The organism is Arthrobacter sp. zg-Y20 (assembly GCF_030142075.1).
Classification (GTDB): Bacteria; Actinomycetota; Actinomycetes; order Actinomycetales; family Micrococcaceae; genus Arthrobacter_B.
In genome coordinates, this window is record NZ_CP126241.1 from 1,275,582 (window position 1) to 1,300,704 (window position 25,123).

Annotated in this window: 24 protein-coding genes; 22 read left to right on the forward strand and 2 right to left on the reverse strand. The window is 67.4% G+C overall.

Going from position 1 to position 25,123, the window contains the following annotated elements; genetic code table 11:
* Window positions 1-88: 88 nt before the first annotated feature.
* Genes pdhA through QNO06_RS06170 form a run of 3 tightly spaced genes read left to right on the forward strand, consistent with a single transcriptional unit; the run spans window position 89 to window position 3,596 of the window.
* Complete coding sequence (gene pdhA, locus QNO06_RS06160; protein ID WP_442860190.1) at window positions 89-1,234, forward strand: pyruvate dehydrogenase (acetyl-transferring) E1 component subunit alpha; 1,146 nt, start codon at window positions 89-91, stop codon at window positions 1,232-1,234.
* Window positions 1,231-2,256 (forward strand): alpha-ketoacid dehydrogenase subunit beta, encoded by a 1,026-nt coding sequence (locus tag QNO06_RS06165; RefSeq protein WP_227913958.1) that lies wholly within the window; start codon window positions 1,231-1,233, stop codon window positions 2,254-2,256. The genes pdhA and QNO06_RS06165 overlap by 4 nt, the downstream gene beginning before the upstream one ends.
* The gene (locus QNO06_RS06170) at window positions 2,256-3,596 is read left to right on the forward strand and encodes a dihydrolipoamide acetyltransferase family protein (protein WP_227913959.1); all 1,341 of its coding nucleotides are present in this window, start codon (window positions 2,256-2,258) and stop codon (window positions 3,594-3,596) included. Before QNO06_RS06165 ends, QNO06_RS06170 begins: the two co-directional genes overlap by 1 nt.
* 93 nt (window positions 3,597-3,689) lie before the next feature.
* Here the strand turns inward: QNO06_RS06170 and QNO06_RS06175 are convergent, their stop codons facing one another.
* On the reverse strand, window positions 3,690-4,157 hold the full coding sequence (locus tag QNO06_RS06175) for a GNAT family N-acetyltransferase (RefSeq protein ID WP_227913960.1): 468 nt from the start codon (window positions 4,155-4,157) through the stop codon (window positions 3,690-3,692).
* 60 nt (window positions 4,158-4,217) lie between these two features.
* Window positions 4,218-4,847 carry a TetR/AcrR family transcriptional regulator gene (locus QNO06_RS06180; protein ID WP_227913961.1) on the reverse strand — a complete coding sequence of 210 codons (630 nt, stop codon included), beginning with the start codon at window positions 4,845-4,847 and terminating at the stop codon, window positions 4,218-4,220.
* A gap of 133 nt (window positions 4,848-4,980) precedes the next feature.
* Between QNO06_RS06180 and QNO06_RS06185 the strand changes: the two genes are divergently transcribed.
* From QNO06_RS06185 to QNO06_RS06275, 19 genes are all read left to right on the forward strand, one after another.
* Entirely contained in the window at window positions 4,981-6,585 is a 1,605-nt protein-coding gene (locus QNO06_RS06185) for a carboxyl transferase domain-containing protein (RefSeq protein ID WP_227913962.1), read from the forward strand.
* 7 nt (window positions 6,586-6,592) lie between these two features.
* On the forward strand, window positions 6,593-8,752 hold the full coding sequence (locus QNO06_RS06190) for an ATP-binding protein (RefSeq protein WP_227913963.1): 2,160 nt from the start codon (window positions 6,593-6,595) through the stop codon (window positions 8,750-8,752).
* Window positions 8,739-9,902, forward strand: a complete 1,164-nt coding sequence (locus QNO06_RS06195; RefSeq protein WP_227913964.1) for an acyl-CoA dehydrogenase family protein — start codon at window positions 8,739-8,741, stop codon at window positions 9,900-9,902. The genes QNO06_RS06190 and QNO06_RS06195 overlap by 14 nt, the downstream gene beginning before the upstream one ends.
* A 43-nt stretch (window positions 9,903-9,945) precedes the next feature.
* Window positions 9,946-10,737 carry a CoA transferase subunit A gene (locus QNO06_RS06200; protein WP_227913965.1) on the forward strand — a complete coding sequence of 264 codons (792 nt, stop codon included), beginning with the start codon at window positions 9,946-9,948 and terminating at the stop codon, window positions 10,735-10,737.
* A 1-nt stretch (window position 10,738) separates the two neighbouring features.
* Window positions 10,739-11,380, forward strand: a complete 642-nt coding sequence (locus QNO06_RS06205) for a CoA transferase subunit B (protein WP_227913966.1) — start codon at window positions 10,739-10,741, stop codon at window positions 11,378-11,380.
* A 31-nt stretch (window positions 11,381-11,411) separates the two neighbouring features.
* Window positions 11,412-11,918: a MaoC family dehydratase gene (locus tag QNO06_RS06210; RefSeq protein ID WP_227914060.1), complete on the forward strand. Its 507-nt coding sequence runs from the start codon at window positions 11,412-11,414 to the stop codon at window positions 11,916-11,918.
* A 44-nt stretch (window positions 11,919-11,962) separates the two neighbouring features.
* Window positions 11,963-12,775 (forward strand): HpcH/HpaI aldolase/citrate lyase family protein, encoded by an 813-nt coding sequence (locus tag QNO06_RS06215; RefSeq protein WP_227913967.1) that lies wholly within the window; start codon window positions 11,963-11,965, stop codon window positions 12,773-12,775.
* A gap of 32 nt (window positions 12,776-12,807) precedes the next feature.
* The gene (locus QNO06_RS06220; protein WP_227913968.1) at window positions 12,808-14,073 is read left to right on the forward strand and encodes an MFS transporter; all 1,266 of its coding nucleotides are present in this window, start codon (window positions 12,808-12,810) and stop codon (window positions 14,071-14,073) included.
* Window positions 14,074-14,122: 49 nt separating this feature from the next.
* A complete protein-coding gene (locus QNO06_RS06225; RefSeq protein ID WP_227913969.1) occupies window positions 14,123-14,800 on the forward strand; it encodes an SDR family oxidoreductase in 678 nt (225 codons plus the stop codon).
* A 37-nt stretch (window positions 14,801-14,837) separates the two neighbouring features.
* Entirely contained in the window at window positions 14,838-16,064 is a 1,227-nt protein-coding gene (dxr, locus tag QNO06_RS06230; RefSeq protein ID WP_227914061.1) for a 1-deoxy-D-xylulose-5-phosphate reductoisomerase, read from the forward strand.
* 31 nt (window positions 16,065-16,095) lie between these two features.
* A complete protein-coding gene (locus tag QNO06_RS06235) occupies window positions 16,096-17,439 on the forward strand; it encodes a M50 family metallopeptidase (protein WP_227913970.1) in 1,344 nt (447 codons plus the stop codon).
* Between the two features lie 343 nt (window positions 17,440-17,782).
* A complete protein-coding gene (locus QNO06_RS06240; RefSeq protein ID WP_227913971.1) occupies window positions 17,783-18,439 on the forward strand; it encodes a MarR family transcriptional regulator in 657 nt (218 codons plus the stop codon).
* A gap of 13 nt (window positions 18,440-18,452) precedes the next feature.
* Complete coding sequence (locus QNO06_RS06245) at window positions 18,453-18,803, forward strand: hypothetical protein (protein WP_227913972.1); 351 nt, start codon at window positions 18,453-18,455, stop codon at window positions 18,801-18,803.
* Window positions 18,804-18,854: 51 nt separating this feature from the next.
* Window positions 18,855-19,145, forward strand: a complete 291-nt coding sequence (locus tag QNO06_RS06250; protein ID WP_227913973.1) for a YciI family protein — start codon at window positions 18,855-18,857, stop codon at window positions 19,143-19,145.
* Between the two features lie 139 nt (window positions 19,146-19,284).
* Window positions 19,285-20,451: a flavodoxin-dependent (E)-4-hydroxy-3-methylbut-2-enyl-diphosphate synthase gene (ispG, locus tag QNO06_RS06255; RefSeq protein ID WP_227914062.1), complete on the forward strand. Its 1,167-nt coding sequence runs from the start codon at window positions 19,285-19,287 to the stop codon at window positions 20,449-20,451.
* A complete protein-coding gene (locus QNO06_RS06260) occupies window positions 20,426-21,316 on the forward strand; it encodes a GNAT family N-acetyltransferase (RefSeq protein ID WP_331461480.1) in 891 nt (296 codons plus the stop codon). Before ispG ends, QNO06_RS06260 begins: the two co-directional genes overlap by 26 nt.
* Before the next feature lie 99 nt (window positions 21,317-21,415).
* Window positions 21,416-22,267, forward strand: coding sequence for a hypothetical protein (locus tag QNO06_RS06265; RefSeq protein ID WP_227913974.1), 852 nt, complete (start codon window positions 21,416-21,418; stop codon window positions 22,265-22,267).
* A 149-nt stretch (window positions 22,268-22,416) separates the two neighbouring features.
* Complete coding sequence (locus QNO06_RS06270; RefSeq protein WP_227913975.1) at window positions 22,417-23,148, forward strand: hypothetical protein; 732 nt, start codon at window positions 22,417-22,419, stop codon at window positions 23,146-23,148.
* Window positions 23,149-23,318: 170 nt separating this feature from the next.
* Window positions 23,319-25,118, forward strand: coding sequence for a proline--tRNA ligase (locus QNO06_RS06275; protein ID WP_227913976.1), 1,800 nt, complete (start codon window positions 23,319-23,321; stop codon window positions 25,116-25,118).
* The last annotated feature ends 5 nt before the right edge of the window (window positions 25,119-25,123 follow it).

A 25,123-nucleotide genomic window follows, 5' to 3' on the forward strand; every position in this document is an offset into this window, starting at 1 on the left:
TGGATGCCGGGTGTGAGTAGGGTCACATTTACGCGGGCAATGGAGCCCGGCGTAGGCCCCGCCACCCCTGGGGCCCAACCACGGAAGGATGCGTATCCCAGTGTCCCTGCATACCCCGGTGCGGCACCCGGAAAACTCCGGCAGCTCACCCACCGATCCCTACGTCCAGCTGATCACACCGGAGGGCGTACGCGTCCCGGACCCCCTGTATGACCGCTGGGTGAAAGACGTCGACGGCGCCCGGCTCCGGGAACTCTTCCTGGACATGGCAGTCATCCGCCGGATCGATACCGAAGCCACCGCACTGCAGCGCCAGGGCGAGCTGGGGCTGTGGCCCCCGCTGCTGGGCCAGGAAGCCGCCCAGATCGGCTCCGGCCGGTCGCTGCGCAGCTCCGACTTTGCGTTCACCAGCTACCGCGAAAACGGCGTGGCCTACTGCCGCGGCGTGGGCATGGAAGACCTGATGCGGGTTTGGCGCGGCAACGCCGCGGCCGGCTGGGACCCCTACAGCGTCAACATGGCCCCGACCCAGGTCATCATCGGCGCCCAGGCCCTGCACGCGGCCGGGTACGCCATGGGCATCAGCTATGACGGGTCCGACGATGCCGCCATCAGCTACTTCGGTGACGGCGCCACCAGCCAGGGCGACGTCAACGAAGCCATGGTTTTCGCTGCCAGTTACCAGGCGCCGGTGGTCTTTTTCTGCACCAACAACCAGTGGGCCATCTCCGAACCGGTCACCCTGCAGGCCCAGGTGCCCATTGCCAACCGCGCCCCGGGCTTCGGCATCCCCTCTATCCGCGTGGACGGCAACGACGTACTGGCGGTAATGGCCGCCACCCGGGAGGCACTGGACCGTGCCCGCACCGGCAACGGCCCCACCTTCGTTGAGGCCGTGACCTATCGGATGGGCCCGCACACAACGGCCGATGATCCCACCCGGTACCGGGACGCAGCCGAACTGGAGCAGTGGCGCGGCAAGGATCCGCTGGCCCGGGTCCAGGCGCTGCTGGAAACCATGGGGCTTTTCGACGCCGCCTTTGCCGCCGACGTCGATGCCCGCACCGACGCAGCAGCGGCGGAACTGCGTGCCGCCTGCCTGGGCATGCCGGACCCGCAGCCCGCCGACGTTTTCGCGCATGTCTACGCGGAGCCGCATTCCTGGCTGGACCGCCAGCAGGAACAGTACTCGCGTTACCTCAGCGGTTTCGCCGGCGAAGCGACCCGCTCATGACCACCATGACTTTCGGCAAGGCCATTACCGCCGGGCTGCGCCGGGCAATGGAAAACGACCCCAAGGTCCTGATCATGGGGGAAGACGTGGGCAAGCTCGGCGGCGTCTTCCGGATCACGGACGGACTCCAGAAGGATTTCGGTGCGGACCGGGTGGTGGACACCCCGCTGGCTGAATCCGGCATTATGGGCACCGCCGTGGGCCTCGCCTTCCGCGGCTACCGGCCGGTGGTGGAAATCCAGTTTGACGGGTTCATCTATCCGGCTTTCGACCAGATTGTGTCCCAGGTGGCGAAGATGCATTACCGGACCCGGGGAGCGGTCAAGCTGCCACTGACTATCCGGGTGCCTTTCGGCGGCGGGATCGGCTCCCCGGAGCACCACTCCGAGTCGCCGGAGGCCTACTTCACGCACACCTCCGGGCTGCGCGTGATCAGCGTGTCCAACCCCCAGGACGCCTACACCATGATCCAGCAGGCGATCGCTTCCGACGATCCGGTCCTGTACTTCGAGCCGAAGCGCCGCTACCACGTCAAGGGCGAGGTGGAAGAGGCGGCTGAAGCGCAGCTGCCCATGGGAGCGGCCCGCGTGGTCACCCCGGGCAGCGACGTCACCCTGGTGGCTTACGGTCCGCTGGTTCCCACCGCCCGCGACGCGGCCGTGGCGGCCTCGGACGAGGGAGTGTCCGTGGAGGTCATTGACCTGCGTTCGCTGGCGCCGGTGGACTTCGCCACGGTGGAGGCTTCGGTGCGCAAGACCGGCCGGCTGGTGATTACCCATGAGGCGGCACAGTTCGGCGGACTCGGTGCGGAAATCGCCGCGAGCATCACCGAACGCTGCTTCGACTACCTGGAGCACGCACCCGTCCGGGTGACCGGTTTCGACATTCCGTATCCGCCGGCCCGGCTGGAGTCCCACCACCTTCCGGACCTGGACCGGATCCTGGACGGGGTCGACTGCGTCCTGCGCCGCCCCAGTTCCCTTGCCCCGGCTCCCGGCCGCACCGTCTCGGCGGTGGGCTGATGCTGCGGGAATTCCGGCTTCCGGATCTGGGTGAAGGCCTCACTGAATCCGAGATCGTCAACTGGCACATTGCCGTGGGGGATACCGTAACGCTGAACCAGGTGATTGCCGAGGTGGAAACCGCCAAGGCAGTGGTGGAACTGCCCTCCCCGTACGAAGGCGTGGTGGCATGCCTGCACGAGCAGCCCGGAACCGTGGTGGAGGTCGGCTCGCCGATTGTATCCTTCGAGGTTGCTGCGGCCGCCGGTGCCCAGCCGGAGCAGGCACCTGACGCCCCGGCCCGGCGCGAACCGAACCTGGTGGGCTATGGGGCGGTGCCGGATTCCACCGGCCGGCCCGCCCGACGACGCCGGGCAGCGGCGTCGGCAGCGGCAGAACCGGCACCCCGTCCGGCGCCCCAACCGGCACCCGTGTCCGAAGCGCCCGTGTCCGAAGCGCCCGTGTCCGAAGCGCCCGTGTCCGAACGCCCCCGGTCCACGCCTCCGGTCCGCAAACTGGCCCGGGACATGGGAATCGACCTGGCCCAGGTCCGGGGTACCGGACCCGAGGGGCTCGTGGTGCGGGCCGACGTCGTACGCGCCGCCTCCCCGGCGGCAGCGCCGGCCACCGGGACGGCCGCGGAATCCGAGCTGCAGCCGGGACGGGAAGAGCGCATCCGGATTTCTGGGGTCCGGAAGCACACCGCCGCGGCCATGGTGGCCAGTGCCTTTACCGCACCGCATGCCACCGTGTTCCTGACCGTGGACGTCACAGCCACCATGGACCTGCTGGCCCGGCTCCGGGCTCAGCCGGACTTTGACGGTGTGAAGCTTTCACCGCTGACCCTGGCGGCGAAGGCAGTGTGCCTGGGCCTTCGGCGTTTCCCGGCAGTGAATTCCCGCTGGGACGCGGACGCCGGGGAGATCATCCGCTATAACTACGTGAACCTCGGCATCGCGGCAGCCACGCCCCGCGGACTGACCGTTCCGAACATCAAGGACGCCCAGAAGCTGAGCCTGCACGGCCTCGCGGCCGCCGTCACCGCGCTGGCACAAACGGCACGGGACGGGAAAACCGCACCAGCGGACCTCGCCGGAGGCACTATTTCCATCTCCAACGTGGGTGTGTTCGGCGTGGATGCGGGCACACCCATCCTGAACCCGGGGGAGGCGGCCATCCTTGCCCTGGGTGCGGTCCGCCGCCAGCCCTGGGAGTACAACGGCGATATTGCGCTGCGTTCGATGATGACCCTGAGCCTGTCCTTCGACCACCGGCTGGTGGACGGAGAACAGGGAGCCGGGTTCCTCCGCGCGGTGGGCGACGTGCTGGCCGAGCCGGTGCTCGCCTTGGCGATGGCCTGACCCGCCTTCAACGCGGGCAGGACCCGTACCGGATCATCTCCGGTACGGGTCCTGCCTTGTTACAGTCCGCTTTTCGCTGCCTGTAACTATTGCCTAGTTCAGTTCGAGCTCGAGTTCCTTGACCACGGCGCCGCGCGCGTTGGCGAAGCCCTGGGTTTCACCGATTACCTTGAAGCCGTACTTCTCCAGGATGCGGATGGAACTCACATTGTCCGCAACCGCCCGGGCGCGGACGGGACGGTCGCTGAACTCTTCCAGGAACAGGCCGACGGCGGCGGTGGTGATGCCGCGGCCCCAGCGTGCCTTGTCGATCCAGTAGCTGATTTCGGGGACGTCGCCGTCGCGGTAGGCCAGGATGCTGCCGACTACCTCGCCGTCGGACACGATGGTGCGCACCGTAATGGATTCATCGTTGAGGATGCTCTGCCAGTGATGGTCAAAGACGCCGCGGTCCGACGGGTTCTTGGCGGTGAAGGCCGCCATATGGTTGGCGCTGGGATCCAGCTGATGGGAGAAGAATTCCTCCAGATCGGCGGGAACTACGGCACGAAGCTCAATCACAGCAGGTCTTTCTGCTCGGGGTTTGGGGAGTGTTCGGAGGGAAGGAAAAAAGTCCGGCAGCTACTCGGCGTTCAGGGCCGCCCACGCCATTCTATCGAGCAGGGAGCGCAGCCGTGCGGTCTCCCGGGCGCTGGTGCGCCCGTGCATCGAGTGCGACGTTGAGTTGATCAGGCCGAAAACGCCCTGCGCCCGGTGCCGCAGCAGCGGCAGGTCGGAGCCGGGATGCAGGGCGGACAGTGCGTCCACCCATACCCCCACGTACTGGCGCTGCAGGGACCGGACCCGGCGTTCGTCGTCTTCGGGAAGGCTGCCCAGATCCCGGTCCTGGACCCGGATCACGTCTGCCTGCCGCAGGGCGAAGTCCACCTGGAATTCCACCAGGCCGCGCAGGGCAATTTCGGGCGTGGCTGATTCGGCCACCACTGCTTTGCCGCCCTCCAGCAGGTCCTGGCTGACTCCCACCAGCAGGGCGGAGAGCACGGCCGGTTTGCCGCTGAAGTGCCGGTATACCGCGGGGCCGCTGACGCCGGCGGCCGCACCGAGTTCTTCAATGGAGACCCCGTTGTAGCCGCGCTCGGCAAACAGGGCCGCGGCGGCGTCGAGCATCGCGGCCCGGCGCGACGCTTTGGCGAGGCTGCGCCCCGTCATCCGGACCTTCTCGTTGGTTGCATCGTCTTTAGCTGCGTCCATACCCACCCCTTCTGATCGGACAGAGCATTTCTCCCATTGTGGTGGACAGGTCAGTTAATAACCAATAACCTGACTTGGGTTAGGGGTCATTAACTCGGGTTTGGGCCGGTTAGCCCCTCGGCAGGAGGACGTCATGGAGACACTGAAATCCGGGCTCGACACCGCGGCGGACGCGTTTGCGCTCAATACTGCAGCCCAGCAGGCCCTGGCCGATGAACTGCGCAACCGGCTGGCTGCAGCCGCCGAGGGCGGGCCGCAGCGCTCCCGCGAGCGGCACACCGCGCGGGGCAAGCTGCTGCCCCGGGACCGGGTGAGCCGCCTGCTCGATGTTGGCAGTCCCTTCCTGGAGATCGCTCCGCTGGCTGCCGAGGACATGTACGACGGCGAGTGCCCCGGCGCCGGCCTGATCGCCGGCATCGGCCTGGTTCAGGGCCGGCAGGTGATGGTCCTGTCCAACGATGCGACGGTCAAGGGCGGGACCTACTATCCGATGACCGTCAAGAAGCACCTGCGCGCCCAGGAAATCGCGCTCGAGAACCGGTTGCCGTGCATTTATCTGGTGGACTCCGGCGGCGCGTTCCTGCCACGCCAGGACGAAGTGTTCCCGGACCGTGAGCACTTTGGCCGGATCTTCTTCAACCAGGCGCAGATGTCCGCCCGCAAAATTCCGCAGGTCGCCGCGGTCCTGGGCTCCTGCACCGCCGGCGGCGCCTATGTGCCGGCCATGAGCGACGAGACCGTGATTGTCCGCAACCAGGGCACGATCTTCCTGGGCGGACCGCCGCTGGTCAAAGCTGCCATCGGCGAAATTGTGACCGCCGAGGAGCTGGGTGGCGGCGAGGTGCACTCGCGCACCAGCGGCGTGACGGACCACCTCGCCGAGAATGATGCGCATGCGCTGGAAATAGTGCGCAGCATCGTGGAGACCTTTCCGCAGCAGCAGCCCGCGGCTGACCTGGTGGAAACCCGCCCGCCCGCCGAAGATCCGGCGGAAATCTACGGCGTGGTGCCGACGGACCTGCAGACCCCCTACGACGTCCGCGAACTCATTGCCCGCCTGATCGATGCCAGCGAATTCCACGAATTCAAAAAGGACTACGGCACCACCCTGGTCACCGGGTTCGCCCGGCTGCACGGCCACCGGATCGGCATTGTGGCCAACAACGGGGTGCTCTTCAGCGAATCGGCGCTCAAGGGTGCGCACTTCATTGAACTGTGCGACCAGCGAGGCATCCCCCTGGTCTTCCTGCAGAACATCTCCGGCTTTATGGTCGGCCGGGACTACGAGGCCGGCGGAATCGCCAAGAACGGCGCGAAGATGGTCACCGCCGTCGCCACCGCCCGGGTACCCAAACTAACCGTGGTGGTGGGCGGCTCCTTCGGGGCCGGCAACTATTCCATGTGCGGCCGGGCCTATTCACCGCGCTTCCTGTGGATGTGGCCGGCGGCCCGGATCTCCGTGATGGGCGGCGCGCAGGCGTCCTCGGTGCTGGCCACCGTCAAACGCGACCAGTTGGAGGCCCGCGGCGAGCAGTGGCCGGCGGAGGCGGAAGAAGCCTTCAAGGCGCCCATCCGCGAGACCTACGAAGCCCAGGGCAGCCCCTACTATTCCACCGCCCGGCTGTGGGATGACGGCATCATCGACCCCCTCGACACCCGCACCGTCCTGGGCCTGGCCCTGGACGTCTGCGCCAACGCACCCCTGCCGGAGACCTCCTTCGGCCTGTTCCGGATGTGAGCCCCCAATGACACCCTTTGACGCTCCGCTGTTCCACACCGTGCTGGTGGCCAACCGCGGTGAAATCGCCTGCCGGGTCATCCGCACCCTCCGCGAGCTGGGGATCCGCTCGGTGGCGGTCTACAGCGACGACGACGCCGGGGCGCGGCACGTGCGCGAAGCCGACACCGCCGTCCGGCTGGGCCCGGCACCGGCGAGGCAGAGCTACCTGTCCGTGGACGCCGTCCTGGCCGCGTGCCGCAGCACCGGCGCGCAGGCAGTGCACCCCGGGTACGGTTTCCTCAGCGAGAACGCCGATTTCGCCCGTGCTCTGGCCAACGCCGGCATCACCTTCATTGGCCCGGGGGTAACCTCCCTGGACCTGATGGGGGACAAGATCCGGGCCAAGAACCACGTCCAGGCCCACGGGGTGCCCGTGGTGCCGGGCATTGCCGAACCGGGCCTGGACGATGCCCGGCTGCAGGCAGCCGCGGAGGGGATCGGTTATCCCATCCTGATCAAGCCTTCCGCCGGCGGCGGCGGAAAGGGCATGCACGCCGTCGAACGGCCAGAAGACCTCGCTGCGGCACTGCAGACCGCCCGGCGCGTGGCCGCCTCGGCGTTCGGAGACGACACCCTGTTCCTTGAGCGCCTGGTGTCCTCACCCCGGCACATCGAGGTGCAGGTCCTCGCGGACACGCACGGGAACGTGGTCCACCTGGGGGAGCGGGAATGCTCCCTGCAGCGCCGGCACCAGAAAGTCATCGAAGAAGCCCCCTCGGTGCTGCTGGATCCGGCCACCCGGGAACGGATCGGCGAAGCGGCCTGCAACGCGGCGCGGTCCGTGGACTACACGGGGGCCGGCACCGTGGAGTTCCTGGTCTCCGACGCCGCCCCGGATGAGTTCTTCTTCATGGAAATGAACACCCGCCTGCAGGTGGAGCACCCGGTCACCGAAATGGTCACCGGAGTGGACCTGGTAGCGGAGCAGGTCCGGATCGCCGCCGGGCACCCGCTGTCCTTCAAGCAGGAGGATGTGGTGCTCACCGGGCATGCCGTGGAAGCCCGGATCTACGCGGAGGACCCGGAACGGGATTTCCTGCCCACCTCGGGCTCGGTGCAGTGGCTGCAGGAACCGGCCGGAGAAGGTACCCGGATCGACTCCTCCCTGCTCCCGGGACTCGCAGTGTCCTCCAGCTATGACCCCATGCTGGCCAAGGTCATCGCCTGGGGCCCGGACCGGGGCACGGCGCTGGCCCGGCTGGACCGCGCGCTTGCCGGAACCACAGTGCTGGGCATCGGCACCAACGTGGAGTACCTGCGGCTGCTTCTGGCCGACCCCGATGTGCGGGCCGGCCGGCTGGACACCACCCTGATTGAGCGGCGGCTGCCGGGGATGCGGTTCCGCACCCCGGGGGATCCCGAACTGGCCGCCGCGGCCCTGCTGTATCTGCAGGGGCTGACCGGACCGGCGTCGGGCTCGCCCTGGCGGCGGGCGGACGGCTGGCGAGTGGGGACCGGGAACACCGGGGCCGCTGCGCCGCTGCACCTGGTCTTCGCCGCCCCGGCACCGGGAGGAGCCGACACTAACGTCACCGTCGCCGGCAGCGCGCAGAAGGCCACGGTGCGGATCGGCGAGGACGGTCCGGAGTACGCCGCGGCCCTGGTGACCGAGGGCCCGGCCGCGGCCGGCCGTCCCGTCCGGCTGACCCTGGACGGAATCCTGCACACGTTCACCACGGCAGTCGAGCCGGGCACCGGGGCCCTGTGGCTGGCCGGCAACAGTGCCGACGGACCGTTCACCGCACGCCTGCGCATCCGGAGCCGCACCGAACAGCTGGAGCGGCAGCTGGCGGCTGCAGGACGGGAAGCGGGCGACGCCGACCCCGTGGTGCGCTCGCCGATGCCCGGCACCGTGGTGGCCGTGGCCGTGCCCGACGGCGCCCGGGTGGCTGCCGGAGATCCGCTCCTGAGCGTGGAAGCCATGAAGATGGAGCACCAGCTGCGCGCGCCGGTGGCGGGAAGAGTCAGCCTCAGCCTCCGTCCCGGGGACCTCGTCAAGGCCGACCAGGTCCTGGCCACCGTGACGCCAGACCTTGCCGGCCCCGCCCCTGCAAGCCCTGATCCCGCAGTACCCGAAAGCACCGAACCCGATTCCACTGAAGGAGCAGACCATGCCCGACTTTGAACTCAGCGAGGAATACCAGGACCTCTCCGACACGGTGCGCGACTTCGCCGACGAGGTCATTGCCCCGGTCTCCGCCCAGCACGACGCCGAGCACAGCTTCCCGTACAAGGTAGTGGCGCAGATGGGGGAGATGGGCCTGTTCGGGCTGCCCTTCCCCGAGGAGTACGGCGGCATGGGCGGGGACTACTTTGCCCTGGCGCTGGCCCTGGAACAGATTGCCCGGGTGGACCAGTCCGTGGCCATCACCCTGGAAGCGGGCGTCTCCCTCGGCGCCATGCCCATTTACCGGTTCGGCAACGAGGAACAGAAGCAGCAGTGGCTGCCCCTGCTGGCCAGCGGTGAAGCGCTCGCCGGCTTCGGGCTCACCGAACGCGAGGCCGGTTCCGACGCCGGGGGAACCAAGACCACCGCGGTGCTCGAGGACGGGCAGTGGGTGATCAACGGCAGCAAGGAATTCATCACCAACTCCGGCACCGATATCACCCGCCTGGTCACGGTCACCGCCGTCACGGACACGGTCACCGAGCCGGACGGCACCTTCCGGAAGAAAATCTCCACCATCCTCGTGCCCACCGGCACCCCCGGCTTCACGGCGGAAAAGCCCTACAACAAGGTGGGCTGGAACGCCTCCGACACCCACCCGCTGACCCTCACCGACGTGCGGGTGCCCGAAGCGAACCTGCTGGGCACCCGCGGCCGCGGTTTCGCGAACTTCCTGCAGATCCTGGACGAGGGCCGCATTGCCATTGCCGCGCTGGCCACCGGCGCGGCCCAGGGCTGCGTGGATGAATCCCTGAAGTACGCCAAGGAACGCTCCGCGTTCGGAGCAGCCATCGGCACCTACCAGTCCATTTCCTTCAAAATCGCCCGCATGGAGGCCCGCGCCCACACCGCCCGGCTGGCCTATTACGACGCGGCGGCCCGGATGCTCGCCGGACGTCCGTTCAAGACCCAAGCCGCAATGGCGAAGATGATTGCCGGGGAAGCGGCCATGGACAATGCCCGGGACGCCACGCAAATCTTCGGCGGCTACGGCTTCATCAACGAATTCCCCGTGGCCCGGCACTACCGGGATTCCAAGATCCTGGAAATCGGCGAGGGGACTACTGAGGTGCAGTTGATGCTTATTGCCCGCAGTATGGGCCTGTAACCGGAACCGGCGGCGTGCGAACCGAGCAGAAACGGATAAAGCGATGATCAACAAGGTGTATCCCGGCGCGGCGGAAGCCGTCGCCGACATCCCGGACGGGGCTTCCCTGGCTGTGGGCGGCTTCGGCCTCTGCGGCATCCCTGTGGCCTTGATCGATGCCCTGCATGCCCAGGGCACCACGGACCTGGAGACGGTGAGCAACAACTGCGGCGTGGATGACTGGGGGCTGGGCCGGCTGCTGGCGGACCACCGGATCCGCCGCACCATCAGCTCCTATGTGGGCGAGAACAAGGAATTTGCCCGCCAGTTCCTCTCCGGGGAACTGGAAGTGGTCCTGACCCCGCAGGGCACCTTGGCGGAGAAGCTGCGTGCCGGCGGCGCCGGCATCCCGGCCTTCTACACTCCGGCAGGGGTGGGAACGCAGGTCTCCGAGGGCGGGCTGCCGCAGAAGTACGACGCCGAGGGGTTGGTGGCCGTAGCCTCCGAACCCAAGGAAGTCCGCAGCTTCAACGGCGCCGACTATGTGCTGGAGGAGTCCCTGACCCCGGACTTCGCCCTGGTCCATGCCGCCAAGGGAGACCGGCACGGCAACCTGGTCTTCCACGCCACAGCCATGAACTTCAACCCGCTTTGCGCCGCCGCCGGCCGGATCACCATTGCCGAGGTGGAGGAACTGGTGGAACCGGGTGAGCTGGATCCGGGCCAGGTGCACGTGCCCGGTATCTTCGTGCAGCGGGTGGTGCTGGCACCGGACGTGGAAAAACGGATTGAAAAACGCACCGTCAGCGCCGCGCCGTCGGCTGCCGAAGCCGCTGCCGAAATGAAGGAGGCCTGAGATGGCACTGACCCGGCATGAGCTGGCCGCCCGGGTGGCCCGGGAGCTGCACGACGGCGAATACGTGAACCTGGGCATCGGTATGCCCACCCTGATCCCGAACTACATCCCGGAGGGCGTGGAAGTGGTGCTGCACTCCGAGAACGGAATCCTCGGCGTCGGACCCTATCCCGCCGAGGACCGGCTGGACCCGGACCTGATCAACGCCGGGAAGGAAACGGTTACCGTGAACAGCGGGGCCTCCTTCTTCGATTCCGGGGCGTCCTTCGGCATGGTGCGCGGCGGGCACGTGGACGTGGCCGTGCTGGGCGCCATGGAAGTGGCGGCCAACGGCGACCTGGCCAACTGGATGGTGCCGGGAAAGATGGTCAAGGGCATGGGCGGGGCCATGGACCTGGTCTTCGGCGCGAAACGCGTCATTGTGATGATGGAGCACCTGGACCGGGCCGGCCGGCCCAAGATCGTGGCCGAGTGCTCCCTGCCGCTGACCGGAAAGGGATGCGTGGACCTGATCGTCACGGACCTGGCCGTCATCGAGGTGGGACCGGAGGGGCTGGTGCTGCGCGAAACGGCGCCCGGTGTCACCGTGGAAGAGGTCCTGGCCGGAACAGGTGCTCCGCTGGAGGTGTCCCTTGACGTATGAGGAGCCGGACGCCGGCACCGAGAAGACGGCCATGGCGCCCCGGGTGGTTGAGCAGCGCGGCCTCTGGTACGGGGAATTCGAGCCGGGAACGGTGTACCGGCACCGGCCCGGCCGCACGGTCACCGAAGCGGACAATGTCCTGTTCACCACCCTGACCATGAACACCCAGGGCCTGCACCTGGACGCCGCCTACAGCCAGGGGCAGCCGTTCGGGCAGCGGCTGGTGAACTCCATGTTCACCCTGGCCACGATGGTGGGACAGTCGGTCGCGCAGCTGACGCAGGGCACCCTGGTGGCGCAGCTGGGGCTGGGGGAGATCAGCTTCCCGCACCCGCTGTTCCAAGGCGACACCCTCTATACCGAAACCGAAGTGCTGGATATGCGGCTGTCCTCCTCCCGGCCGGGCCAGGGGATTGTCACGCTGGCCCACACCGGCCGGAACCAGAACGGCGACGTCGTCGGCCGGTGTACCCGGACGGCCCTGATGTGGACAGCGGACGGATACGCAGCGCAGGAACAGGCTGCGGCCACGCGATAGGTTGGAGCGATAAGCATCACCGTAAAGACCGAGGAGTCCAGCGCATGACCACCTTCCCCATGGGACCCGCCCTGCTTTTCTGCCCGGGAGACCGGCCCGACCGTTTCGGCAAGGCAGCCGAACGGGCGGACGCCGTCATCCTGGACCTGGAAGATGCCGTGGCACCCAGGGACAAGGACGCTGCCCGGAAGAACCTCCGGTCCGCGGAACTGGATCCGGCGTCCACCATTGTGCGGGTCAATCCGCTGGGCAGCGACGAGTTTGAGCGTGACCTTGCCGCCCTGTGGGACACCCCTTACCGCACGGTGATGCTGGCCAAGGCCGAAGACCCGGCCGCTATCGGGCAGGCGCTCGCAGGCTTCACGGTCGTTGCCCTGCTGGAAACCGCCCTGGGCGTGGTGCGTGCCGCCGAGATTGCCGCGGTGCCCACCGTGGCAGCCCTCATGTGGGGTGCCGAGGACCTGCTCGCCTCCCTCGGCGGGGAGTCCAGCCGCCGCGACGACGGTTCCTACCGCAGCGTGGCCGTCCAGGCCCGGTGCACCGTGCTGCTGGCTGCCGGAGCGTTTGGCAAGGGCGCCATTGACTCCATTTACGGCAACATCCCGGACATCGCCGGGCTGGAGCAGGAAGCCCGCGATGCAGTTGCCTCCGGTTTTGCTGCCAAGGCCTGCATCCATCCCGACCAGGTCGCGGCAGTGCGCGCAGCCTACGCACCGAACCCCGCGGATGTCACCTACGCCGAGCAGGTCCTCGCCGAGGCGAAGAACCACGGGGGAGTGTTCAGCTTCCGCGGCCAGATGATTGACGGGCCGCTGCTGCTGCAGGCCGAGCAGACCCTGCGCCGCGCCGGAGCGTAGCCCCGCAGGGGCCGGAGGGTAGGCTCATCGCCATGTCCCTTGGCTGTGCGTTCAATGCCCTGTGGGGTGCGAATTCCGCGTCGAACCTCGCGGACGGGCTGGCTTTCGTGTCGATGCCGCTGCTGGCCGCATCCCTGACGGACGACCCGCGGTGGGTTGCCGGGCTCGCTACGGTTTATGCACTTGTACGCCTGCTCGCAGCCCTGCCCGTCGGGGTGTGGGTGGATCGGGCCGACCGCCGGCTCGTGCTCGTGTCAGCTAATCTGCTGCGGGGCACAGCGGTGGCCACCCTAGCGCTGTGTGTCCACTTCGGAATCGGTGGACTGCTTCTGGTGTATGCCGCGTTCGCGGTCGTCGGAACGCTTGAAAGCGCTGCCGACAATGCCGCGGTTTCCCTCGTCCCGGGCCTCGTAGGCCCTGGGGACCTGGACCGGGCGAACAGCCGGATCTCGGCGTCGCAGCTTGTCGCGGATGAATTCGCAGGGCCGCCGTTGGGTGGGCTTCTCTTCGCCCTGGCTGCATCGGCACCCCTCTTTGCGATGGGCGGGTTGTGGGCCGTGGCAGGGGTGCTGGCCTTGGCCTTGCCGCCGCGCGCCGCCCCGGACAGTACCGCCGGACCGGACCGCACTGCCGCCCCGGACCGTATCGCCGTACCCGGCAGCACGGTATGGCGGGATGCCATGGCCGGTGCGCACTGGCTGGTGCGGCACCGGCTGGTCGGCGGGCTTGCGCTTATTGGCGCCCTCGCCAGCACGGGCTACATGCTGGCCTTCTCGATTCTGGTGCTGTTCGCGCAGCAGCAACTGGGCGTCGACGGCGCCGGGTACGGCATCATCCTCGCCGTGTCAGCCGCCGGCGGCCTGATCGCCTCGTATGCAACGCCCCGTATGAGTGCATGGTTCGGCTACCGCTGGACCATTTCCGCCGCCCTCGCCATCGGCGCCGGCTCCCTCCTCGTCCTCGCCGTCACACACAACGCCTCAGCGGCGGCACTGCTTCTGGCGGCGTACATCTTCCACGCTGTTGTGTGGGGGATCTGCGCAACATCGCTGAGGCAGCGCCTGGTTCCGGACGGACTCCGCGGGCGTGTCAATGCCGCATCCCGCGTGCTGGGGCTGCTGGGCCTGGCCCTGGGTTCCGCAGCCGGCGGAGCCCTCGCCGTGGTAAACGTTGCCCTCCCGGTAGCCGCGGGCGGGATGGTTTTCCTCATCTGTGCCGCGGCAGCGGTTTATCTGCTCCGCAATGCCGGAGCTGGGACCGGCAGGGCGGGCACGCCTCCGGCACTGAATCGGACGTAAAGCTGTTGCCGGGTGGGAATCATCCGCGGACGGGAGCCGTTTAGCTGTCATGCGCATAGTGATAGCTGGAGCCCACGGAAGAATTGCCCGCGAACTCGGTCGCCTGCTGGCCGCGGACGGCCACGACGTCGCCGGGTTGATCCGCAACCCGGAGCAGGCAGCGGACCTGGAAGGCGACGGCGTGGCTCCGGTGGTCCTGGACCTGGAGAACAGCACCCTCGAAGACGTGGTGCAGGTGCTCACCGGCGCCGACGCCGCGGTGTTCGCCGCCGGTGCCGGGCCGGGAAGCGGAGCCGCCCGCAAGGACACGGTGGACCGCGCCGCCGCGGTGCTGCTGGCCGAAGCCGCCGAGCAGGCCGGGGCCGGGCGTTTCCTCCAGGTCTCCTCCGGCGGGCTGGACGCAGTCCGGGATGGTAACCGCCCGCAGGGCCTGGATGAGGTGATGTACGCCTACCTCGTGGCCAAGCTCGCCGCCGAAGAGGACCTCATGGCGCGCAGCCAGCTGGACTGGACCATCCTGCGCCCGGGCATCCTCACCAACGACGCACCTCTGGGAGTCGTGGAGCTGGCCCCGGACGTACCCCGGGACACCATCCCGCGCTCCGACGTCGCCGCCGTCCTGGCCGAATTGCTGAAGACCGGCGACGGCGTCCACCAGGCGCTGGGGCTGATCACCGGCACCACGCCCATCGCCGATGCTGTGCAGGCACTGCAGCCCGGACGGTAGGGTGCGGGATACTGGAGGCATGCAGCCTTCCGAATCGATGTCCTCCGACCACGACTACGTCCGTTCCCGCCGGCCCGGTTCGAACCACTTGCCCCGCCGCGTGGTCCTGCTGGGATCCACGGGATCCATCGGTACGCAGGCCATCGACGTGGCCGACGGCGCCCCGGAGCGGTTCCGCATTGTGGCGCTGGCGGCCGGCGGCTCGAACCTGGACCTGCTCGCGCAGCAGGCCGTGCACACCCGGGCCGAAGCAGTGGGATGTGCTGCCGTGGACGTGGCAACGCTGCGCCGGCATATCGATGCGGCCGCAGCCTCCGCCGGCGTCACCGGCTACGATCCGGAACTGTTTGCAGGCCCCACCGCGGCCACCGCCGTCGCCGCCTGGCCGGAAGCCGACGTCGTGCTGAACGGCATCACCGGGTCCATTGGCCTGGAACCCACGCTGGCTGCGCTGGCGGCCGGACACATGCTGGCGCTGGCCAACAAGGAGTCCCTGATTGTGGGCGGCGAGCTGGTGAAGCGGGCCGCCGCACCGGGACAGCTGGTTCCCGTGGACTCCGAGCACTCCGCCCTGGCCCAGGCCCTCCGTTCCGGCACCCACGAGGAAGTGGACCGTCTGGTGGTCACGGCGTCGGGCGGGCCGTTCCGCGGGCTCAAGCGGGCAGATCTGGCCGATGTGACTCCCGAACAGGCGTTGGCGCACCCCACCTGGAAAATGGGCCGCATGGTCACCACCAATTCCGCCACCATGGTGAACAAGGCCCTGGAAGTCATCGAGGCGCACCTGCTCTTCGACATCCCGCTGGAACGGATCGACGTAGTGGTCCACCCGCAGTCGGTGGTGCATTCCATGGTGCAGTTTGTGGACGGGTCCACCATTGCCCAGGCCTCCCCGCCGGACATGCGCCTGCCCATTGCCCTGGGGATGGGCTGGCCGCACCGCGTACCCGGTGCCGCCAGGCCGTGCGACTGGACCCGGGCCACCGAGTGGACCTTCGAACCGCTGGATGAGGAAGCGTTCCCCGCCGTCGCCCTGGCCAAGCGCGCCGCAGCCGCCGGCGGCACGAAAATGGCCGTCTACAACGCCGCCAACGAGGAAGCCGTGGATGCCTTCCATGACGGGTTGATTGGTTTCACAGACATCGTTGATACGATCGCCGCCGTACTTGGGGAAGCTCCCGACGACGGCCCGCTCACCCTGGACTCGCTGCTTGCAGCGGAGCGGTGGGCACGCGAAGCGGCGCGGAAGCGTTGTGGAAGATGATCAGTTGTGACGTTGAAATGAAGGAAGCCCGTTGACCATTCTGCTTTTCATCCTGGGCGTGCTTTTTGTGGCGCTGGGCATCGCGGCGTCCATTGCGCTGCATGAGGTGGGGCACTTGCTGCCCGCCAAGGCGTTCAAGGTCCGGGTGACCCAGTACATGATCGGGTTCGGGCCCACGGTTTTCTCCCGCACCAAGGGTGAAACGGAGTACGGGTTCAAGGCGCTGCCCCTGGGCGGCTACGTGTCCATGGTGGGCATGTTCCCGCCCAACAAGGAGCACGACGGCGAGGTCCGCCGCTCCAGCACCGGAATGTTCCAGCAGTTGGCTACCGAAGCACGGCAGGCCGAGACCGACCGCCTGGTGGAGGGCGACGAAAACCGGGTCTTCTACAAGCTGCCCATCTACAAGCGGATCATCATTATGCTCGGCGGGCCGTTGATGAACCTGCTGATCGGCGTGGTGCTCTACGCCGTACTGCTGATGGGCTTCGGCACCGCGCAGACCACCACCACGCTGGCGGAGGTCAACAAGTGCGTTATCAGCGCCGAGCAGCAGGCGGCCACCGGCCAGACCGACTGCACCGCCGAGGACCCCGCGGCGCCGGCGTATGAGGCCGGACTGCTTCCGGGGGACACCATCACGGTCTTTGACGGCAAGCAGGTGTCCTCCTGGGAGGAGCTCTCCGGCTGGATCCGCGAGACCGCGGGCCGCAGTGTTCCGCTGACCTACGAGCGCGACGGCGTCGAGCAGCAGACCACCATCACCCCGCTGCTCACCGAACGTCCGGTGGTGGGCGACGACGGTGCCGCAGAGACCGATGACCAGGGCAACTACGTCACACAGGAAGTGGGCTTCATCGGCGTCGGTGCCGAGCAGGCCCTCGTCCGGCAGTCTGCCGGGGCGGTGCTGCCCACGGTGGGGGAGAACCTGGCCAACATTGCCAGCGTGGTGGTGAACCTGCCCCAGCGCGTAGTGGACGTGGCGCAGGCCGCCTTCTCCTCCGAGCCGCGTGACCCGAACGGACCCATGAGCGTGGTGGGCGTAGGCAGGATCGCCGGGGAAATTTCTTCCCAGGACGCCATCCCGCTCCAAAGCCGGGTAGCCACGCTCATCGGGCTGGTCGCCAGCGTCAACCTGGCCCTGTTTGTGTTCAACCTGATTCCGCTGCTGCCGCTGGACGGCGGGCACGTGGCCGGCGCCCTGTGGGAGGGGCTGCGCCGCCGTGTGGCCAAGCTGTTCCGCCGGCCGGATCCGGGGCCCTTCGACATGGCCAAGATGCTGCCCTTGACGTATGCGGTGGCGGTGCTGCTGATGGGTATGGGCGCGCTGCTGATCTACGCCGACATTGTGAAGCCGGTCAGCCTGTTCAACTAGCGGTGTGCTCGGGTGCCTGCGCGCGTCGCCGTCCGATCCCGGCACTTCGCTTCGGTTTGTCCGGATCCCCGCGGTTTGTGGCATTCCCCGCGCTGCGCAGCGCGGGGAATGCCACAAACCGCAGGGTTTCGCCGCGAGGGATTTCCCAAACCGGTCGACCTTTCCCGAAACGGAGGCGCCGCTACCCCTTCGGACGAGCAGGGACAATCCGCCAGGCGTGGGCGCTAAGCACAGAAACAGTGTCCCCGCACAAGGGTCTCCGGCCTGGCCTCACTGGTGGTTGCAATCGGAAATGAACCCTTTATTGGTTGCAATTTGATTTGCATACGTTTACGGTTGCAGAATGTTCGTCCTGACCATTGACCAAAGGAACAGCCAGGGGAGCGGAGACCGTGTTCCGGGGCTCCTGGCTGCCCTCGCTGAGCTGCCCATGGTGCTGCCCTTCGAACGCTCCGTTGGGGATGAGGTACAAGGGGTCTGCGCAAGTGCCGAGACCGCCGTCGACGCCGCTCTCCAGGTCCTCAGGAACGGGAACTGGTACGTGGGAATCGGCGTCGGACCGGTCCATGAACCCTTGCCGCGCAGCCCGCGGGAGGCCGGCGGGCCGGCCTTCGTTGCCGCCCGCCGAGCCGTCGACCGGGCCAAGAAAACCGGCGACCGGCCCGCGGTGGCGGTCGAAGGATCGCCCGGCGCCGCCGAGGCGGAGGCAGTACTCGTACTGCTGGGCCGCTTGATCGCCGAGCGGACAGAGTCGGAATGGCGGATCCTGCAACACGTCGAACCCGGCAAATGGGGAGCCCAGACAGGTGCCGCCCGTATGCTCGGCATCAGCTCCCAGGCAGTGAGTAAGGCCGTAGCGAGGGCGGGGTGGCAGGAGGAATGGGCTGCCCGGCCGGCGGCCGCCGTGCTGCTGCGGCGCGCGGATGACCTCGCCGTACCTCCGGGTGCGGGCGGGGCCGGCAGGGACGGAACAGATCCGGCAGGGATGGAACAGATATGAAGGGGGACCGGTAGTGGCTGTCCTGTGGGTTGCGCTTGGACTGCTGGCTGCAGCACTGCTCGGCTGGCCGGTGACCGCCGGCGTGCTCCGGCTTGCCCGTGACGTCGGCAACCCGCCGCCCCCGCCGCCTGCGGTCCTTCGCGGCGGACTGGCCATCGGAATGCTGGAACGCCTGGCCGTGGCCGCCGCCGTCCTCGCGGACGAACCCGTGGCGATTGCCTATGTGGTGGCGGTCAAGGGCCTGGGCCGCTACGCCGAACTTAAGGAAACCCCGGCAGCCGCCGAACGCTTCATCATCGGGACGCTGACTTCCATGCTCTGGGCCGCAGCCGTGGCCATGCCGATCCGGTTGTTCCTGCTGTAGCCTGCGTCACTCCTGCGGTTCGGTATCGGGGCATCCCGTAGGCTTGAGCCCATGAGTATTTTTGCAGTTGAGTATGTCTACGAAGCCGGTTCGGATGAACTCCGCAACGAGCACCGCCCCGCGCACCGCGGGTGGCTGCAGCAGCTGGCGGACGAGGGCAGGGTACTGTCCGCCGGAGCGTTTGCCGACGGCGCCGGAGCCCTGCTGCTGATGGTGGCCGAAGAGGAAAGTGATCTGCTCAACCTCCTGAAACAGGATCCGTTCGCCGTTGCGGGCGCCATCTCGGGGATGAAGACCACCGCGTGGAAGCCCGCCATCGGCGCTTTCACGGACCTTTCCTGATCCGGGCGCTCTAAGCCCTGAGTGATATCCGCCCCGGTGCCACCGAACAGGTCCGGGCCGGGGTGATAATAGGAAGGGCGCGTTGTCATACGCGCGTTTCACAGCCTAATACCTGCCGTTTCGGCACATGGAGGACGTTTTGACCTCGGTCAACCTTGGAATGCCAGCTGCACCGCCGCCCACGCTTGCGCCGCGACGCAAAACCCGTCAGATCAAAGTGGGCTCCGTCGGAGTCGGCTCGGACTCGCCCATCAGCGTCCAGTCCATGACCACCACCCCCACCACGGACATCAACGGCACGCTGCAGCAGATCGCCGAGCTGACGGCGTCGGGCTGCGACATTGTCCGCGTCGCCTGCCCCAGCGCCGACGACGCAGCCGCCCTGCCGATCATCGCGAAGAAGTCACAGATTCCCGTGATCGCGGACATCCACTTCCAGCCGAAGTACGTCTTTGCGGCCATCGACGCCGGCTGTGCAGCGGTTCGCGTGAACCCCGGCAACATCCGCAAGTTTGACGACCAGGTCAAGCAGATCGCCAATGCCGCCAAGGACGCCGGCGTCTCCATCCGCATCGGTGTCAACGCCGGTTCGCTGGATCCCCGGCTGCTGGCCAAGTACGGCAAGGCCACGCCGGAGGCCCTGGTGGAATCCGCCGTGTGGGAAGCGTCCCTGTTCGAGGAACACGACTTCCACGACTTCAAGATCTCCGTGAAGCACAATGACCCTGTGGTCATGGTGCGGGCCTACGAACTGCTGGCCGAACGCGGCGACTGGCCCCTGCACCTGGGCGTGACCGAAGCCGGCCCCGCGTTCCAGGGCACCATCAAGTCCGCCACCGCGTTCGGTGCGCTGCTGTCCAAGGGCATCGGTGACACCATCCGCGTCTCCCTCTCCGCTCCGCCGGTGGAGGAAGTCAAGGTGGGCAACCAGATCCTGCAGTCGCTGAACCTGCGCCCGCGCAAGCTCGAAATCGTGTCCTGCCCGTCCTGCGGCCGCGCCCAGGTGGATGTCTACACCCTGGCCGAGCAGGTCACCGCCGGACTGGAAGGCATGACCATTCCGCTGCGCGTAGCCGTAATGGGCTGCGTAGTAAACGGTCCCGGTGAAGCACGCGAGGCTGATCTGGGTGTAGCCTCCGGTAACGGCAAGGGACAGATTTTTGTCAAGGGCGAAGTCATCAAGACCGTCCCCGAGGACCAGATTGTGGAAACCCTTATCGAAGAAGCGATGAGGATCGCGGAAGAGATGGGGGAACCCGAGGGTGAGGATGCTGGGACGGGTGGCCCCATGGTTACCGTCAGCTAAGCCGGCGAACACGGTCCGCAGCGCCGCCACGAGTGCGGCGCTGCGGATCCTGCGCGACGAAGACACCGTAGCGCTGTGGGACTTGGCCGCCGCCGATCCGGTGGCCAATATTTTTATGCTCTCGCACTTGGAGACCACCCGTACCGCCGCGCCCACCTCGGCAGGGGGCCGCATTGTGGGGGTGTTCGACGGCGGCACCCTCATCGGTGCCTGCTGGGCGGGCGTCAACGTGGTCCCCGTGGGCCTGGACGCCGATACCGGGCCGGAGGTTGGCAGCTACCTTGCCCGGTCCCGGAACCGCTTCTCCTCCGTCTTCGGCCCGTCGGAGGCCGTGCTCTCCATCTGGTCCCAGCTGCGGCAGTCCTCCCCGGAGCCTTTTGATGTCCGCCCCGATCAGCCTCTGCTGCAGATGACGGCGGAATCCGGCGTCGCCCCGGCACCCGGGCTGCGCGCCGCACGTCCCGGTGACCTGGATGTGCTGCTGCCGGCGTGTACGGCCATGTTCGAGGAAGAGGTGGGGTATTCGCCCGTCTCCAACGGAGACCGGCATTACCGGCAGCGGGTGAAGAACCTCATTGACCGCAGGCATTCCCTGATGGATCTCGACGCCGCCGGGCAAGTGGTCTTCAAGGCGGAACTGGGCACAGTGTCCAGCCAGGCCGTGCAGGTCCAGGGGGTCTGGATGAACCCGGCGTACCGCGGACGGGGCCTGAGCCGCTCCTACATGTCCGCCGTCGTCGCCGCCGCGCTGGACATTGCCCCCATCACCAGCCTGTACGTGAACTCCTACAACGCGCCCGCCCGCGCCACGTACGAGGCCGTCGGCTTTGAGCAGGTGGGCACCTTCGCCACCGTCCTGTTTTAGCCCCCCGTTTTCACGGCCTGATTCCGGCTGCGCCGTAGGCTCTGGCACACGCACGGGCTGCCCTGGCTGCCCGTCACCTACGACAAATGGGGGAACCAGATGGATAAGACAAGGACCCGTTATGCCGGTTTCACGCGTGCCGGAGGGTTCCGTGCCGGAGGGTTCCGTGTCGGAGCTTTCCGTGCCGGAACTTTCCGTGCCGCCGCCGCAGGACTGGGGGTAACGCTTGCCTTCGCGCTGACCGGATGCGGCGACGGGGACGACGCGGAAGAACGGTCCAAGCCTGCAGCATCCGCGTCGGAGAAGTCCGCCAAGCCCGCCCAGTCCTCCCAGCCTTCGAGATCCGCTGCAGGGCCCGGCACCGGCGGCAGTATCAGCGGGGCGAACCTGGCCGCACTTCTGGATGAGATGAACACGGACCTGGACATTGGCGGCACCGTGGTGGAGGAATCCGATCTCAAGCGGGCCAATATGCAGGCCGTCGAAGCCATGCGCGGCGCCGAGTATTCCCCCTGCAACCCGACCGAGGATACGGACCTGGCAAAGGCCAGCGAGGAAGCCAGCATGGCGGCCCTGGCCATTGACGGAAATGCCCCGGGGAAACCCGACTCCATCTCGGTCATCAGTTGGCCCGGGGAAGAACCGGTGGACGCAGAAATCGAAACCAGCAAACGCCAGCTCTCTGCCTGCCCGCAGTTCACGCTGACGGTTAACGGCCAGACCATTTCCTCGGTTACCGAAGAGGCTGACATGCCACCGGTTGGGGAGGCATCGCAGGCTTACCAGACCCGGTCCACGGCCAACGGAGTCACGGAAACCACGCTGATCCTGACCGCCTGGTCCGGTACCAACTCGGTCCAGATCACCCTCAATGAAGCAGGCGATCCGCGGGAAGCCATCCGCTACACAGCTCCGGTCCTCGAGGAAGTGCTGAACCGGTTGGAAGGCTAGGCCCGGAGCGCGGCACCGGCCATAATCGGGGATTTTTGGGTGAGGTGGATCACGCGGTTAGGATGCTCAGTGAACTTTCCATTTACGGAAAGCTGCAACCATCACACTGCCGCTGCGCAATCCGCAAGCGGGACAAAATTGGGGGAACCATGAAGAAGACCACAACCGCCGGTGCGCTGCTAGTAGCCGGTGTCCTAGCCCTGACCGGCTGCGGAAGCTCCGCCGAAGGCAAGGACTCCGCCCCGTCGGCCTCCTCGTCGCCGTCGGAATCGGCCACCCCCACCACCCGTCCGGTGGGCGAGGAGCAGTACATGGAGGATCAGCTCGAAGACGCGCTGCTCGCCGTGAACTCGGACCAGGCACTCGGCGCCAAGGTCATCAATGACGAGCAGCTGCGTCCGGAGATGACCGGAGCCGGCGATGCGCTGGCGGGCGTGGTTATCACCCCCGAGCAGTGCGCCGCCTTCGCCTCGACCGATATCGGCGAGCTGCTGGACAACGCAAAAATTGCCATGATGATGCTTTCCCCCACGTCGGCCCTCACCGTGGTCAGCCACCCCGATGCGGCGGTGCTGGAAACCCAGGTGGAGAATGACAGCAAACTGCTGGACGAGTGCGCAACGTTCCAGATGGACGCAGCTGGCGCCGTGGCTACGGCCACCAATGTGGGTCTTGACGCGTCTACGGATGCCGATGTAACACAGGCCTTCGTCACCACGGTGACCAGCACCGGCACCATGGATACCACCCTTCAGGTATCCGGCATCTCCGGAACCACCCGCGTCAACATGAGCGTGCAGGCTCCGGAAGATCCCGAGGCAGCCGTGGCCGAGGCCGAGGAACTCATCAACGCGGTACTCGCCGAGCTGGAAAAGCAGTAAGCCCCAGCTGTACGCCCCGGCGGGGCCGGTCCTGCAGGTCAGGGCCGGCCCCGCCGTCGTCGCAGCGCTTGTCGGGCCGAACCGGCGGTACGCGCTAGATTAGAGGGGAGCATTACTCCCTTTGTCCCAGCTTGAATGCAGCCCTGCGGCTGCAGAAACGGATTCCCAGCGTGGTCCTTCGACTCTCCACCCTTTTCCTGCGCACCCTGCGCGAAGACCCGGCCGACGCCGACGTCGCCAGCCACCGGCTCCTGGTCCGCGCGGGCTACATCCGCCGCGCCGCTCCGGGCATCTACTCCTGGCTGCCGCTTGGACTGCGGGTGCTGGGCAAGGTCGAGACCATCATCCGCGAGGAAATGGCTGCCATCGGCGCCCAGGAAGTCCACTTCCCGGCGCTGCTGCCGCGTGAGCCGTACGAGACCTCCAACCGCTGGACCGAATACGGCGAGAACCTGTTCCGGCTGCAGGACCGCAAGGGGGCGGATTACCTGCTGGCCCCCACCCACGAGGAAATGTTCACCCTCCTGGTCAAGGATCTGTACAACTCCTACAAGGACCTCCCCGTGTCCCTGTTCCAGATCCAGACCAAGTACCGCGACGAGGCACGGCCGCGCGCCGGCCTGCTCCGCGGCCGCGAATTCATCATGAAGGACTCCTACTCCTTCGACATGGACGACGAAGGACTGGACGCCAGCTACCAGGCGCACCGTGAGGCGTACCTGCGCATCTTCGAGCGCCTGGGCCTGGAAATCGTCGTCGTTTCGGCTGTATCCGGCGCCATGGGTGGGTCCAAGAGCGAAGAATTCCTGCACCCGATGGCGGTCGGTGAAGACACCTACGTGCGTTCCGCCGGCGGCTACGCGGCCAACGTCGAAGCCGTCACCACCGTTGTCCCGGCAGAGATCGACTACACCGGAGCTCCCGCAGCCCGCGTGGTGGACACCCCCGACACGCCCACCATCGACACCCTGGTGACTGACGTCAACGCCCGCTTCCCGCGTGAAACGGGCGAATGGACTGCTGCGGACACCCTGAAGAACGTGGTCCTGGCCGTCACCCTGCCCACCGGCGAACGCCGCATCGTCGTCGTCGGCGTGCCGGGAGACCGCGCCGTCGACCTCAAGCGCATCGAAGCCAACATCAGCTCCCACGTGGGAATGGGCGGCGAACTTGCCGTCGACGCCGCTACGGACGAGGACCTCAAGAAGCACCCCGGCCTGGTCAAGGGCTACATCGGCCCGGGACTGTCCGTGGAAGAACCCGTGCTGGGTGAGGAATCCGCCACCGGCCTGCTCTACCTCGTGGATCCCCGCGTGGTCACTGGCACCAGCTGGATCACCGGAGCCAACGAGCCCGGCAAACACGTCCTCGGCCTCATTGCCGGCCGTGACTTCACCTGGGACGGCACCATCGAAGCCGTCGAGGTCCGCGAAGGTGACGAAGCGCCGGACGGTTCCGGCCCCCTGGAGGCCGCACGCGGCATCGAAATGGGCCACATCTTCCAGCTCGGCCGCAAATACGCCGATGCCCTGGGCCTGAAGGTCCTGGACCGCAACGGCAAGCTGGCCACCGTGACCATGGGCTCCTACGGAGTAGGCGTGACCCGCGCGGTCGCCGCCCTCGCTGAATCCCACCACGACGACAAGGGAATCATCTGGCCCCGGGCCGTGGCCCCGGCCGACGTGCATGTGGTGGCCACCGGCCGCGGCGAGGAAATCTTCGACGCCGCTGCGAAGCTCTCCGAAGAACTCGAAGCAGCCGGTCTGGAAGTCATCTACGACGACCGGCCCAAGGTGTCCCCGGGCGTGAAGTTCGGTGACGCCGAACTGATCGGTGTTCCCACCATCCTGGTGGTAGGCCGCGGCCTGGCCGACGGCGTAGTGGAAATCAAGGACCGCGCCACCGGTACGGCAGAAAACGTTCCGGTAGCCGAAGCGGTGGAGTACGTGCGCCGCGCAGCCGCCCTCTAGCCGGC

Coding starts and splice junctions, on each gene's coding strand:
- pdhA (WP_442860190.1), top strand. CDS start 89: ATGCGTATCCCAGTGTCCCTGCATACCCCGGTGCGGCACCCGGAAAAC.
- QNO06_RS06165 (WP_227913958.1), top strand. CDS start 1,231: ATGACCACCATGACTTTCGGCAAGGCCATTACCGCCGGGCTGCGCCGG.
- QNO06_RS06170 (WP_227913959.1), top strand. CDS start 2,256: ATGCTGCGGGAATTCCGGCTTCCGGATCTGGGTGAAGGCCTCACTGAA.
- QNO06_RS06180 (WP_227913961.1), bottom strand. CDS start 4,847: ATGGACGCAGCTAAAGACGATGCAACCAACGAGAAGGTCCGGATGACG.
- QNO06_RS06185 (WP_227913962.1), top strand. CDS start 4,981: ATGGAGACACTGAAATCCGGGCTCGACACCGCGGCGGACGCGTTTGCG.
- QNO06_RS06190 (WP_227913963.1), top strand. CDS start 6,593: ATGACACCCTTTGACGCTCCGCTGTTCCACACCGTGCTGGTGGCCAAC.
- QNO06_RS06195 (WP_227913964.1), top strand. CDS start 8,739: ATGCCCGACTTTGAACTCAGCGAGGAATACCAGGACCTCTCCGACACG.
- QNO06_RS06200 (WP_227913965.1), top strand. CDS start 9,946: ATGATCAACAAGGTGTATCCCGGCGCGGCGGAAGCCGTCGCCGACATC.
- QNO06_RS06205 (WP_227913966.1), top strand. CDS start 10,739: ATGGCACTGACCCGGCATGAGCTGGCCGCCCGGGTGGCCCGGGAGCTG.
- QNO06_RS06210 (WP_227914060.1), top strand. CDS start 11,412: ATGGCGCCCCGGGTGGTTGAGCAGCGCGGCCTCTGGTACGGGGAATTC.
- QNO06_RS06215 (WP_227913967.1), top strand. CDS start 11,963: ATGACCACCTTCCCCATGGGACCCGCCCTGCTTTTCTGCCCGGGAGAC.
- QNO06_RS06220 (WP_227913968.1), top strand. CDS start 12,808: ATGTCCCTTGGCTGTGCGTTCAATGCCCTGTGGGGTGCGAATTCCGCG.
- QNO06_RS06225 (WP_227913969.1), top strand. CDS start 14,123: ATGCGCATAGTGATAGCTGGAGCCCACGGAAGAATTGCCCGCGAACTC.
- dxr (WP_227914061.1), top strand. CDS start 14,838: ATGTCCTCCGACCACGACTACGTCCGTTCCCGCCGGCCCGGTTCGAAC.
- QNO06_RS06240 (WP_227913971.1), top strand. CDS start 17,783: ATGTTCGTCCTGACCATTGACCAAAGGAACAGCCAGGGGAGCGGAGAC.
- QNO06_RS06250 (WP_227913973.1), top strand. CDS start 18,855: ATGAGTATTTTTGCAGTTGAGTATGTCTACGAAGCCGGTTCGGATGAA.
- QNO06_RS06265 (WP_227913974.1), top strand. CDS start 21,416: ATGGATAAGACAAGGACCCGTTATGCCGGTTTCACGCGTGCCGGAGGG.
- QNO06_RS06270 (WP_227913975.1), top strand. CDS start 22,417: ATGAAGAAGACCACAACCGCCGGTGCGCTGCTAGTAGCCGGTGTCCTA.